The sequence below is a fragment of the Nocardia flavorosea NBRC 108225 genome, assembly GCF_001613385.1.
Lineage (GTDB): Bacteria > Actinomycetota > Actinomycetes > Mycobacteriales > Mycobacteriaceae > Nocardia > Nocardia flavorosea.
Genome location: NZ_BDCG01000024.1, coordinates 31,327 through 44,598, shown reverse-complemented (window position 1 = coordinate 44,598; position 13,272 = coordinate 31,327). Strand labels below are relative to the sequence as shown.

At 68.6% G+C, this 13,272-nt stretch carries 10 protein-coding genes and 1 pseudogene; 2 read left to right on the top strand and 9 right to left on the bottom strand.

Translation table 11 applies throughout. The features are described from left to right. Positions 1-29 precede the first annotated feature (29 nt). The 9 genes from NFL01S_RS30510 to ctaD all read right to left on the bottom strand — a co-directional run bounded on the left by NFL01S_RS30510 (position 30) and on the right by ctaD (position 10,570). The gene (locus NFL01S_RS30510) at positions 30-665 is read right to left on the bottom strand and encodes a GNAT family N-acetyltransferase (protein ID WP_062979785.1); all 636 of its coding nucleotides are present in this window, start codon (positions 663-665) and stop codon (positions 30-32) included. Between the two features lie 252 nt (positions 666-917). Then, on the bottom strand, positions 918-2,216 hold the full coding sequence (locus NFL01S_RS30505) for a THUMP-like domain-containing protein (protein WP_062979784.1): 1,299 nt from the start codon (positions 2,214-2,216) through the stop codon (positions 918-920). Beyond that, the gene (locus NFL01S_RS30500) at positions 2,217-3,191 is read right to left on the bottom strand and encodes a class I SAM-dependent methyltransferase (protein WP_062979783.1); all 975 of its coding nucleotides are present in this window, start codon (positions 3,189-3,191) and stop codon (positions 2,217-2,219) included. A gap of 141 nt (positions 3,192-3,332) precedes the next feature. Continuing rightward, a complete protein-coding gene (locus NFL01S_RS30495) occupies positions 3,333-4,121 on the bottom strand; it encodes an enoyl-CoA hydratase-related protein (RefSeq protein WP_062979782.1) in 789 nt (262 codons plus the stop codon). 11 nt (positions 4,122-4,132) lie between these two features. After that, positions 4,133-4,966 carry an NUDIX hydrolase gene (locus NFL01S_RS30490; RefSeq protein ID WP_245670967.1) on the bottom strand — a complete coding sequence of 278 codons (834 nt, stop codon included), beginning with the start codon at positions 4,964-4,966 and terminating at the stop codon, positions 4,133-4,135. Between the two features lie 344 nt (positions 4,967-5,310). After that, a complete protein-coding gene (locus NFL01S_RS30485) occupies positions 5,311-6,144 on the bottom strand; it encodes an ABC transporter ATP-binding protein (protein ID WP_062979781.1) in 834 nt (277 codons plus the stop codon). Positions 6,145-6,182: 38 nt separating this feature from the next. Beyond that, on the bottom strand, positions 6,183-7,019 hold the full coding sequence (locus NFL01S_RS30480; RefSeq protein WP_084493394.1) for an aminoacyl-tRNA hydrolase: 837 nt from the start codon (positions 7,017-7,019) through the stop codon (positions 6,183-6,185). Positions 7,020-7,298: 279 nt separating this feature from the next. Further along, complete coding sequence (gene serB / locus NFL01S_RS30475; RefSeq protein WP_062979780.1) at positions 7,299-8,540, bottom strand: phosphoserine phosphatase SerB; 1,242 nt, start codon at positions 8,538-8,540, stop codon at positions 7,299-7,301. Between the two features lie 290 nt (positions 8,541-8,830). After that, complete coding sequence (gene ctaD, locus NFL01S_RS30470) at positions 8,831-10,570, bottom strand: aa3-type cytochrome oxidase subunit I (protein ID WP_062979779.1); 1,740 nt, start codon at positions 10,568-10,570, stop codon at positions 8,831-8,833. A gap of 438 nt (positions 10,571-11,008) precedes the next feature. Between ctaD and NFL01S_RS30465 the strand changes: the two genes are divergently transcribed. Next, a complete protein-coding gene (locus NFL01S_RS30465; RefSeq protein WP_084493393.1) occupies positions 11,009-12,100 on the top strand; it encodes an ABC transporter substrate-binding protein in 1,092 nt (363 codons plus the stop codon). A gap of 171 nt (positions 12,101-12,271) precedes the next feature. Beyond that, a pseudogene (locus NFL01S_RS30460) lies at positions 12,272-13,231 on the top strand (peptidase associated/transthyretin-like domain-containing protein). The last annotated feature ends 41 nt before the right edge of the window (positions 13,232-13,272 follow it).

Genomic DNA, 13,272 nt, shown 5'->3' with positions numbered 1-13,272 from the left:
CGGAGTAGCCGCCGAGGCGGGTGGCCGGTTCAGCACCCCGGCGGGGCCGCGCGCGTATCCGGTGGCACCGCCTCGGCCGCGCGGCGCGCGAGACGTTCGGTCAGCCGATCACGGGCCGCCGGCCATTCCTCGGCGAGGATCGAGTAGATCACCGTGTTGCGGCGGCTGCCGTCCCGCCGCAGGGCGTGCTGCCGCAGAATGCCCTCCTGCGTTGCGCCGAGGGCGGTGACGGCTTCGCGGGAACGCGTATTGCGATCGTCGATGGTGAATTCGGCCCGGTGGGCCGAGAGGATGCCGAAAATATGGTCGAGCAGTAGCAGTTTCGCTTCGGGGTTGATCACGGTGCCGCGGACTCGGCGCGAATACCAGGTGAAACCGATGGTCGCGCGGCCGTGCCGCTCATCCATGTTGTAGAGCGAGGTGGTGCCGACGATCCGGTTGTCGCGCAGGTCGACCGAGACGAGTACCTGGCGGCCCGAGGACAGGGCATGGGCCACGGTTTCGGCGGAGGGCGGCTGTGATTCGATGCCGTCGGGGAAGTAGCGCAGCGTGTCGGGGTCGTCGTACGCGGCGGCCAGTTCGTCTGCGTCGCCGGGTTCGAGGGGGCGAAGCAGCACATGGTCGCCGCGTAGCCGGGGTGGGTGCTGCCAGAACTCGCGTCGCATGGCACTCCTCGGGTCGGTTACCGCTTGTCTACACCGCCGACAGTGGTCGGCACCAGTGTGTTTCTGCTGGTAGGTGTGCGCACGCCACGGGCCGATCCAGTTCACTGCGCCGAGAACGATCCCACCGGCGAGAATATCGCCCCGACGCTCGATCCCGGTCCGGACAACGAGGCAAGTCGTGTCGGCCGACACGGGCTCGAACTGGAGGGAATCACCCGCACCGGCACAGAGCGCATGATCGGGAAGCTCGACTCACCGGGAAGCGCGGCACAGAAAGGCGGTGGCGGTGCGGTCGATCCGGGTAATCACCAGTGTGTAGGGCTGGGATCCGGTGGGCTTCAGCCGCCGCCGCAGTACATCCGGGTCGATATCCACCCCCCGGACCAGGATCTCGAGGGCACCGCAGTCGTGGCGGCGGAGTTCGGCGCGCAGCGTCTTCTCCCGGAACTCGAGCCGATCGATGATCCGGAACCCGCGTACGCCGGTGGGAAGCCGGTCACCGGTGAGGTAGGCGATCCGGGGGTCGAGCTGCCACAGGCCGTGGCGGGCCGCATAGTGCCGGACGAGCCCGGCGCGAACAACCGCACCGTCCGGGTCGATGATCCACTCCCCCGGCGCCCGCTCCGGGATCTCGTCGGGTTCGGCGTCGGTAAGGGTCGTCACCGTGCCCGCCTCCGTCAGCACCGTCGCCCGGCGGGTGACGCCCGGTTCACTCAGGCCCGCAGACCACAGACATGCTTCGCGGACCGCCCCGTCCAGCGAGACGATCTCGACCTCACCCGCCCAGTCGAGCCGATCGAAATCCAGCCCCGGCGCGCATTTCACGGCCATATCCCGGCCGGGATAGGCGGCCAGTAAGTCCGGCAGCGGTGGTTGGAGTGTGGCCGGGTCGAAGGTGCGTTTACCCCCCGCCCGGCGGGCCGGGTCCGCGATGACAACCGTGCCCGCGGTACACGGCACCAGCGCATCGGCCTGGACGAGGAGCGTGTTCGTCAGTGTTGCTCCCGGCCCGGCGAACGGCACCGCTCCCAGCGCGTCGGCAGGTGCCGTGCCGGTGCGGAACTGCTGCCCGACGCCGGCCCGCGCCGCCGGTCCGGGCCCCGATCGGGCATCATCCGGAGACACCGGGCGGGACAGGTTGTGCTGAGCCATGGCGAGCCTGACCTGGTCCAGATCGCTCCCGACAACCCGTGGGCAGACCCGCGCCAGCTCGACCAGTTCCGCACCGATCGAGCAGGTCACATCGTGCACATCACGACCCGCCAGCCGGGCGGCGCGATGCCGGGCCACCAGGGTCGGGGTGGCCTGCTGGAGCGCATCGTCGGTGAAGAACCAGTCCTGCGCCCCGGACAGCTTGGCCGCTGCCCGGCGGCGCAGGCGCACGGTTTCGATCAGCGCGGGCGCCCGGTCCCCGTGCGCGCGGCGCACCGCCGCGACATCGTGCAGTTGGGAGGCCGTCGTGAGCTCCAGCTCCGCGACCTCGGCCAGCGCGGCCGTGCCCGGCGGCGACGCCAGATAGGCGATATCGGCCGCACTGAAGCCGTACCCCATCTACTTACCGGCGGCCGGCTTCACCCCGGTGATCATGGCGTTGTAGAAGAACTGGCGCGGAACCACGCGGCGCATCACGTTCTCATCCACCCAGCTGAGCCCGAGCCATGCCCGGTACATCGCCATCCGGTAGCCGAAAGTGAGTTTCTCGTCCGGCACCGCGGCCTCGAAGGTGCGGACCGGCCAGCCCCACAGGGCGGCGGCGAACTCCTCGGTATGCGCGGCCACGTCCACGGCGCCGGCCGAACGGGCCATATCCTCGAGCTGGGTGGGGTCGAAGGTGTGCAGATCGACCACGGCCTCCAGGGCCGCGGCGCGCGACGATTCGTCCAGTTCCTCCTGGGGCCGGCGCCAATCCCGCAGGAACGGGAGCTTGGTGATCGCGGTGGTGGCCTTCCAGGTGATGTTGCCCAGATTACGGGCGTAGAAGTTGCCGACGGTGGTGGGTTCACCGGCGAAGACGAAGCGGCCACCCGGCTTCAGCACACGCAGGCATTCGCGTAGCGACTGCTCGACATCCGGGATGTGATGCAGCACCGCGTGCCCGACCACCAGATCGAAGGTGTCGTCGTCGTAGGGGATGGTTTCCGCGTCCGCGACCCGGCCGTCCACATCCAGACCCAAGTTCTCGGCATTACGCAGCGCGACCTTCACCATGCCGGGCGACAGGTCGGTCACCGAACCGGTCTTCGCGATCCCGGACTGCATCAGGTTCAGCAGGAAGAAACCGGTTCCACAGCCCAGTTCGAGGGCGCGCTCGTAGGGCAGATCCGCCTCGCCGACCGCGGCGTCGAACCGGCCGCGGGCGTATTCGATACAGCGTTCGTCATAGGAGATCGACCATTTGTCGTCGTAGGTCTCCGCTTCCCAGTCGTGATAGAGCACCTGGGCGAGCTTGGTGTCCTCGAATGCTGCTTCGACCTCCGCGGCGGTGGCGTGCGGATGTGGTGCGGGGTCGTCGGGGCGTACCGTCATGGTCGGAGAGCCTAATGGGTGCCGCTGGGCGCGGCCCATCCGCAGTCCGCGCACGGCCGGAGCGAAGGCGGAGGTATCGCCTGTCCCTTGCTTCGGGGTGGCTTGATACCACCGGGTGGGTCCGGGTGGTCCAAGCCTCGTTCAGGCGCCGGTGAACTCGGCGAACCCCGGCCCGTCCCGCAGGTAGGACTGTGTTCCCACGCGCTGATCGTCGGTATCGAACAGTTGGACCCATTCGGTGCGGGCCCGTTCGTGGCCGTGTGGTCCCGCCTCGAACACCGCTTTCGCGGCCGCCAGCGCACGGGCCGGTCCGGTGCTGAACTGCCGGGCCCAGGCGATCGCCGAATCGAGCACATCGTCGGGGGCAACCACTTGATCGACCAGCCCCAGCCGCGCGGCCTCGTCCGGTTCGACGAAACGCCCCGTGTAGACGAGGTCCTTGGCGGCGCCGGGACCGATCAGCAGCGAAAGCCGCCGGATACCGGCGAGCGGGATCATTCCGGTGCCGATCTGCGGAAGTCCGAGTTTGACGTTGTCGCCGATGATCCGCCGATCCGCACTCAGGGCCAGTTCCAGCCCGGCGCCGAGCGCATATCCGCTGATCGCCGCGACCGTCGGTTGCGGGATCCGGGCCAGGCAGCCCAGTGCCGTCTGCAGATCGGCGGCCATGGCGGTGGCCTGTTCGGCCGGTAGAGCGGCGAGTTCGGCCAGATCGTCGCCCGCGCAGAAAACCCGCTCGTCGCCGTACACCACCAGGGCCGCGATACCGGAATCCGCGCCGCAGGCAAGGGCTGCCGCGGCGATCTCCCGGATCAACTGGGTACCGAACAGGTTCAGCGGCGGCCGGGCGATCCGCAGCACCGCCACGCCGCGGCCGGAACCGCCCGCATGGTCGGGTTCGAGCCGGGACAGGGATACGAATTCGGCCATGAGCCGATACGCTACCGGGCGCCCGAACCCGCGCCGCCGGGCCCGGAACCACCCAGCAGCGAGGGATCGGTATCGCGCATCCCCTTGGACCCCTGAAGCCGGGACGCATCCGGTATGTCGGCGAAATACCGCATATTGTCGGGGAATTGCAGCAGCATCTTCCCGTCCACGGAACCGAATTCCGGCTGGATCGGTTCGATCGGGGGTTCGGCGCCGAGGATCTCCGCAGTGTCGGCGTAGGCGCCGAGTGAGGTCAGCTGCGACCAGGTCGGGGGCAGCAGCACCTGTTCACCGGCCTTCCAGGTGGCCAGTGCGGCGGCCGGGGTCGACCAGTGCACCCCGTCGGATTCCGAGGTCGCCCCGTCGGCCAGCTGGCCCGCGGGCAGCATCGCGACGAAGAAATGGGTGTCGTAGCGGCGGCGCTCCACGGTCGGGGTGATCCACCGCGCCCACGGCCGCAGCAGATCGGCGCGCAGGACGAGCTTCTGCTCGGCCAGGAACTCGGCCAGCGTCAGATCGCGCCTTTCGATCCGTTCCCGCTGCCGCCGGTATCCGGCGGTATCGGCGACCACAGTGTCCGCGGTGGGGCCGGCCAGCAGCACCCCGCACTCCTCGAAGGTTTCCCGTACCGCGGCGCAGACGAGTGCCTTTGCCCGCACCTCGGATACCCCGAACCGCTGCCCCCACCAGCTCGGCGCCGGCCCGGCCCAGTCGATATCGACCTCCGCGTCCACCGGATCCACCCGGCCACCGGGAAAGGCGGTCATCCCGGCCGCGAACTCCATCGCCCCGGCCCGTCGCTGCAGGAACACCTCCGGGCCTGCCGCACCGTCACGTACCAGCATCACCGTCGACGCGTCCTTGGCTTCGGGGACCTCACCGGAATCCGGCACAGTCGTCTCACTCACCCCTGCACAGTAACTCTTGCCCTCCGCCGCGCCCGATCGCCCATCACCCGTGCCGGGCCGGAGTGGCCGCGAGCGTGGGCACCGCTGAACTCGGCGCCGCCACCGGGCACATCCTGTCCACAGACGACTCCGGCCGGTTTCTCCGCATGCGATCAGGCAGCTTCCGTGGTTCGGGGCCCGCCTCGTTGTGGAGCGACAGAGCGGGACAGCGTTGCGACGGAGTGAAGAGCGAGACCAAGGGCCCCGGCCCGCGCCGCCGGAGGCGGCGCCATGGACACAGCTCAGCGGGAGCGGTGGCGGCCGAGGCGGCGGGCTCGGCGCGCGAAATAGCGGTCGTCGATCCGGTCCAGGGCAATGGATTGGCGGAACGCCTCGCTGAGATTCTCCGCGGTCAGCACCTCGTCCAGCAGGCCCTGGGTGACGATTTCGCCCTCGCTGAGCAGCATGCAATGGGTGAAACCGGGCGGGATCTCCTCGACGTGATGGGTGACCAGCACCAAGGCCGGCGAGTCGGGGTCGGCGGCGAGATCGCCGAGGCTTTCGACCAGCTCCTCGCGACCCCCCAGGTCCACACCGGCGGCCGGTTCGTCGAGCAGCAGCAGCTCCGGATCTGTCATGAGGGCACGCGCGATCAGGACCCGCTTGCGTTCGCCTTCCGAGAGCGTGCCGTAGGTGCGGTCCAGAAGATGTTCCGCGCCCAGGCTTTCCAGCATATCGATTGCGCGGTCGATATCGACATCGTCGTATTTCTCGCGCCACCGGCCGAGTACCGCGTACCCCGCGGAAACCACCAGATCGGCAACCCGCTCCTCGGCGGGGATCCGGGCCGCCAGCGCCGCAGAGGACAGGCCGATCCGCGGCCGCAGCTCGCTGATATCCGTCCGGCCCAGCCGTTCGGCCAGCACGTAGGCGGTCCCGGAGGAGGGATGATTTTCGGCGGCCGCTATCTGCAGCAGCGACGTCTTACCGGCCCCGTTGGGCCCCAATATCACCCAGCGTTCGTCGAGTTCGACCTGCCAGGTGACAGGCCCGACGAGCGTATGCCCGTTGCGGCGGATGGAAACGTCGGTGAAGTCGATGAGCAGATCTGGATCGGGGTGCGCCACAGCCTCCATCTTGTCTCGAGACGTACTCGGTCGCGGCACCGGGCACGCTACCGATGATCGAGTCGCGCCGGACGGGTAGCGATCACCGTGGTCGAACCGGGAGCCACCTCGGTGAAACCCGCGTCACGGACGGCGGTCGCCGCGCTACGCGCCACCGCGGTGCGCAGCATCTCCCATTCGTCGGGCTCGGCTTCACGGACCGCACAGGCGAATCCGCGCTGCGCCCAGGCCTGCGCCTGCTCCACGGGCAGTGCGCCGGCGAACAGCATGCTCGCATGCCCGACCTGCGCCGCAGCCTTACCGACCGTCATGCCCAGCGCGGCGTTCACCCAGAACACCGGCACATCCAGCGGAACCGGGCCCGGATCATCGGATTCCAGGTCGGTGCCACCGATCTGGAGCCGCCGGATCCGCGGATCCACCGATCCCACCGGCCCCGGCACCAACGCCCGCACCAGCGCCCCACCGCTTTCGACGGTTACCCCGGGCACCTCGTTCGCGGCCGCCCACTGCGCGCCCCGCGCCCGCCGGGCGACCTTCCGGATCCGCGATCGCTTCCACGCCAGATACGGCTGCTCCCATTCGCCCGCGGAACCCACCCGCGGGTCCAGGCATAACGCCACCGCCGCGCCGGCCGCCGCGGCGAGCAGATCGCTACGCGCCGGGGGATCGTTCTTGGGCAGATGCAACACCATCTGCATGGCCTGAACCTGGGCGGGATCATCCGGGTCGCCCGAACCCCCGTAACCCGCGGCGAGTTCCCCATGGCGCTCGGAAAACCCTGGGTCACCGAAAAAATCGGTATCCGGGTCCGGCGGCAGATCCCCCACCTCGTCCCAAACGCGTCCGTCCGCCACCACATCCCCGCCGCTATCCGGCAGCATCACACAAAGCCTCCAAGCACCCGACCAACACCGGTCGACAGCCTACCTACGCACCCGCGCCCCGCCCGCCGTGGACCTGTCCGCGCCACCGGCTCCGGTACGGGCAGGTGGCTCGTACGCCGATCCGGCACCGGGCTGCCCCGGCCGGTTACCGGCATTCTCCGGCCCGCAGCCGGCCGTCACCGTGGCCGTATCGGCCGATAGAACGCACCCTGCGGCGGCCCGAGTTGCCCGTGGACATCCGCAAAACCGTCGGCCGCGCACCCAGACCCGGCGCCACTATCCCAGCGGTACCCGCCGCAGCAGCCCGTCTTCCGCGTCCGCGGCCTCCACCTCGTCGCGGGTGACCCCGAGGATGAACAGCACCGCATCGAGGTAAGGGTGCGACAACGCCGTATCGGCGACCTCCCGCAGCGCCGGTTTGGCGTTGAACGCCACACCCAGACCTGCCGCGTTCAACATATCGATATCGTTGGCCCCGTCGCCGACGGCCACCGTCTGCTCCATCGGAACCCCGGATTCGGCCGCGAACGCCCGCAGCGCGGTCGCCTTGTAGGCGCGGTCCACGATCTGCCCGGCCACCCGGCCGGTGAGTTTGCCCCCGGCCACTTCCAGGACATTGGCCTGCACGAAATCGAGCTCGAGCTCGCGGGCCAGCGGGTCGATCACCTGCCGGAAACCACCGGAGACCACACCGCACCGGAAACCGAGCCGCTTGAGGGTACGGATGGTCGTGCGCGCGCCCGGGGTCAGCGCAATGGTCGCCGCGACCTCCGCAATCACCGACTCGTCCAGCCCCGCCAAGGTCGCGACCCGCTGCCGCAGTGATTCCGCGAAATCGATCTCGCCGCGCATCGCCGCCTCGGTGACGGCGCGCACCTGCTCCTCCACGCCCGCGTAGGCCGCCAGCATTTCGATGACCTCGCCCTGGATGAGCGTGGAGTCCACATCGAACACGATCAGCCGTTTGGCCCGCCGGGCCAGCCCGGCCCGTTCCACGGCGATATCGACGCGCTCGGTGACCGCGACCTCGGCCAGCGCCGTCCGCAATCGTGAATCGGTATCACCGGCCCGGTCCGGGGCGGTGACCATGAGCTCCATACCGGTGACCGGATAGTCGGCGATTCCGCGGATCAGATCGATGTTCACACCGAGCGCGGCCAGCTCCCGCGATACCGCGCTGAACGCCCGCGCCGTCACCGGTGCGCCCAGCACCACCACGGCATGCGTGGAGACGGGTGCCCGGGCGGCATCGGCATCGACATCCACATCGACCTGCATGCCGACGGTGTTCATCGCCTCTTCGAGCTCGTCCTGTAAAGCCTCGGGATCGGAGGGACAGCTGACCAGCACGCCCAAGGTGAGCCGGCCGCGGATCACCACCTGTTCGATATCGAGCAGACTCACCCGATGCCGCGACAGCGCGGTCAACAGCACCGAAGTGACCCCCGGACGGTCGGGCCCGGTGACGGTGACGAGAACGGTCGTCTCGGCCAAGAACCTGCTCACTCTCTGTATCATGGCGCCGCCTCCGGCGGCGCGGGGTTCGGGGCCCTTCGGGTCTCGTTCTTCACTCCGCCGCTCCTCCGTTCTGTCGCTCCAGAACGAAACAGGCCCCACACCACGGAGGTAGGCGAATCCGGGGGGCGCTGCGCTGCGCCGCTCGGAGGACTCGAAACCGGGCGAGGCCCTCCACAATCTAAGCGTTCGGTCGTCGGTCTCCTGCCGACGGCCCCTCCATTCCGGGACCGGAAACGCAGCGCGCCCGCCGACCTGGGCCGACGGGCGCATCTGTGCATTGCAGGAACGTGTCAGGATTTGACCAGCGTGTCCTCGGGGTGGTGCTTGGCTCCACCGTTGAGACCGACGTGCGCTTCCTTGCGCATCCGCTCGATCATATGCGGGTAGTGCAGTTCGAAGGCGGGACGTTCGGACCGGATCCGCGGCAGTTCGTAGAAGTTGTGCCGCGGTGGTGGGCAGCTGGTGGCCCATTCGAGAGAGTTGCCGTAACCCCACGGATCGTCCACCGTCACCACCTCGCCGTAGCGGTAGCTCTTGAAGACGTTCCACAGGAACGGCAGCATCGAGGCGCCGAGGATGAAGGCACCGATGGTGGAGATGGTGTTCAGCGTGGTGAACCCGTCACCGGCCTGGTAGTCGGCGTAGCGGCGCGGCATACCTTCCGCACCCAGCCAGTGCTGCACCAGGAAGGTGAGGTGGAAGCCGAAGAACGTGGTCCAGAAGTGCCACTTCGCGAGGCGTTCGTCCAGCATACGGCCGGTCATCTTCGGGAACCAGAAGTAGATACCGGCGTAGGTGGCGAACACGATGGTGCCGAAGAGCACGTAGTGGAAGTGCGCGACCACGAAGTAGGAGTCGGTCACGTGGAAGTCCAGCGGCGGGCTGGCCAGGATGACACCGGACAGACCACCGAACAGGAAGGTGACGAGGAAGCCCACCGAGAACAACATCGGTGATTCGAACGTCAATTGCCCCTTCCACATGGTGCCGATCCAGTTGAAGAACTTCACACCGGTCGGGACCGCGATCAGGAAGGTCATGAACGAGAAGTACGGCAGCAGCACCGCGCCGGTGGCGTACATGTGGTGCGCCCACACGGCGATGGACAAGGCCGCGATTCCGAGGGTCGCGTAGACCAGGGTGGTGTAGCCGAAGATCGGTTTACGGCTGAACACCGGGAAGATCTCGGACACGATACCGAAGAACGGCAGCGCGATGATGTACACCTCGGGGTGCCCGAAGAACCAGAACAGGTGCTGGTAGAGCAGGATGCCGCCGGTACCGGGGTCGTAGATGTGGCCGCCCAGGTGACGGTCGTAGGCCAGGCCCAGCAGAGCCGCGGTCAGCAGCGGGAACGCGAGCAGCACCAGGACGCTGGTGACGGCGATGTTCCAGGTGAAGATGGGCATCCGGAACATGGTCATACCCGGAGCGCGCAGGCAGACCACGGTCGTCAGCATGTTCACACCACCGAGGATGGTGCCCAGACCGGAAACGGCCAGGCCCATGATCCACAGGTCGGTGCCCACACCCGGCGAATGCAGGATATCGGTGAGCGGCACGTACGCCGTCCAGCCGAAGTCCGCGGCACCGCCCGGGGTGATGAAGCCCGCGGTCGCCATGCTGGCGCCGAAGGCATACAGCCAGTAGCTGAAGGCGTTCAGCCGCGGGAAGGCGACGTCGGGGGCGCCGATCTGCAGCGGCAGGATGATGTTGGCGAAACCGAACACGATCGCGGTCGCATAGAACAGCAGCATGATCGTGCCGTGCATGGTGAACAGCTGGTTGAACTGCTCGGGCGAAAGGAACTGCAGGCCCGGGCGAGCGAGCTCACCACGCATCATCAGCGCCATCAGGCCGCCGATGAGGAAGAACGCCATCGAGGTGGTCAAATACATGACACCCAGGACCTTCGGGTCCGTGGTTGTCACAGCCTTGTATATGAACGACCCCTTCGGCCCCAATCGTGCCGGAAATGGCCGAGTCGCTTCCACCCCCTGCGGGACTGGCTTGGGCTCTACGGCAGTCACTGATCCTCCTGAAGGTGCCTTTAGGGTCGCTCCGCAGGCTCCACTGTTTGCCCGCTGCCCCGTCGCGCGGGGCAGCCAACGGTTAGCTTGCGCTTCTCGAATCGTAAACCGTCCGCCGAGCGGCGGCCGAACGGGTCCTACTCTGTGTCGTACTACGGGCCCACCCAGTGTCGCACTGCCGGCCCGCCGGGTGCGGTGTCACCGGCCCGCCGGAGGCCGTCCAACCGGTGCTCCGAATGCCCGATAACCGGGCGCGGAGCTGCGTCACCACCGCTGCGCCCCATATTGTGCGACCGGTCGCAGACACCGCCCGCACCCGCACGACCTGCCCGTCCGCCTACGCGCGCTGTACCGGCGCCCGCCCCGGCGATCGGGAGCGGCGGTCGGCGGCAGACGCTGGCGCGCAGGAAATCCCGGTGGGCATGTACCCTTCCCGGCATGCCGGTGAGCCCTGCTGTCCGTACCCCAGCCGTGCGCAAACCCCGGAACTCCACCCGGGTGCGCCGCGCCCACCGGTTCGTGGGCGCCGCGCTCGCCTGTATCGCGGTGGCAGTGGCCGGATGTGCGAGCCAACCCGATAACTCGGCGTCGATCGTCCGCACCACCACCAAGATCGCCGGCGCGGGCGTGGTCGGGATCGAGCGGGACACCACACAGGCCTGTTCCTTGCCCACCCCCGCCGATCCGGCCGACGGCCCCACCCGCACCGTCCGGCACGCCTCGGGCGAATCGCGGGTTCCGGCCGACCCGCAGCGGATCGTGGTGCTCGGCACCTCCGCACTCGATGCGACCTGCGCCGTGGGCCTGTGGGAGCGAGTCGTCGGCGCCACCACCGTGCCCGGCCCCTCGCCGCAGCCGGGTTACCTGGGGTACGGGGTACTGGAGGTCCCCGGTGTCGGGCTCGCCACCGATCCCGACCCCGCGCTCATCGCCCAGCTGGCTCCCGATCTCATCATCGGCGAGGTACCGGCCGGCCGCGCCGACTACGCGGCCCTGAGCGATATCGCCCCTACGGTCCTGACCGGCACGGACAAGACCTGGGAGGAGCAGTTCAGCGCCTTCGCGGGTGCCATGGGCCGCGCCACGGCCGCACGGGAGGCGCTCGACGAGTACCGCACCGAGGCCGCCGATACCGGTAAATCCATCAACGCCGCGTTCACCGAGGCATCGCTGGTCCGGTTCACCGCCACCGGCAGCGAGATCATGGGCAGCGAAACCTTCGCGGCGCAGGTCCTCGCCGATACCGGCGCGCAACGGCCGACCGCACAGCGGGACGAATCGGAGCCGCTGGACGAATCCGATCCCGTCGCCGCCGAGGGCGATCTCATCTATGTCATGTTCGCCGGACCGGAGGGCCAGGAGCACGGCGAATCGGTGATGCGTTCACCGGAGTGGAAAGAACTCGGCGCAGCCACCGACGGGCGCACCTTCGTGGTCGACGACGCGCTATGGCACACCACGGGCCTGACCTCCGCGCGTGCGGTACTCACCGATATCCAGGACAGCCTCAACTCCTACGTGGTGGAGTGATCCCGGCGCCGGGTCCCCGGCATCCGACCGGCCTGGACCTTCGCCCCGTGTGCACGCAGTCGCCGTGGCGACCGGCCGGGTCGCACACAGCCGATTCCCAGCGCGAACCCAGGCGACCGCCAGTCGGCTTTTCCAGCGTCGGTGTCACCCATTCGAGAAGAGGTGCACAACGTGTGGAAACGTCCGTCCCGGCCGAACGCGGAAGAACACGAACACGATCTGGGGCTCGCCCACGATATGTCGGTGATGTTCTCCCGGCGGCGCGCCCTGTGGTTGCTGGGTGCGGTGGGAACCGCTTCGGTCGCGGCGGCCTGCTCCACCGGCGACGGCGGCACCGGTTCGGCCGCGAACCCCACCGCCGCGAACCCGGGAACCGTCGCCGTAGCGGCGCCGCAGGAAACGGCGGGCCCGTACCCCGGCGACGGTTCGAACGGCCCGAATGTTCTCATCGAATCCGGTGTGGTCCGCTCGGATATCACCAGCAGCTTCGGGCCCTGTACCGGCACGGCCGAGGGAGTACCGGCCACCATCCGGCTCACCCTGCAGGACCTGGCGAAGGACGGCGCCGCGGGCGCCGGGATGGCGCTCTACCTCTGACATTGCGACCGGGACGGCGAGTATTCGCTGTACGGCGAGGAGATCATCGACCAGAACTACCTGCGCGGGGTCCAGGTAGCCGATGAGAGCGGCCGGGTGAGCTTCACCTCGATCTTCCCGGCCTGCTATTCGGGCCGCTGGCCCCATATCCACTTCGAGGTCTACGACAGCCTCGACATCGCGGTCGGCGGCGAGAACGCCCGGCTCACCTCGCAGATCGCCCTACCGCAGGACGTGTGCGAGCAGGTTTTCGCTGCCGATTCCGGGTATGCGCGCAGCCGCGACAACCTGTCCCAGGTCACCCTGGACTCCGACAATGTGTTCGGCGACGGCTGGGACGCCGAACTCGCCACGGTCACCGGTTCTCCGGAAACCGGGCTGGATATCTCTCTCACCATCGGAGTGGCCGAGAAATCCACCAACCGGCAAGAAGGCGGTACGGGGCCGGTCGGCCCACCTCCGGGCGGTCGGCCGGGGCCACCCCCGAACGGGGCCCCGCCGAATACGCCCGGCGGCCTGGCCCCCGGCAACTGAACCGGCGGGTTTCCCGCCCGCGAAACCACTCGCCGAATACT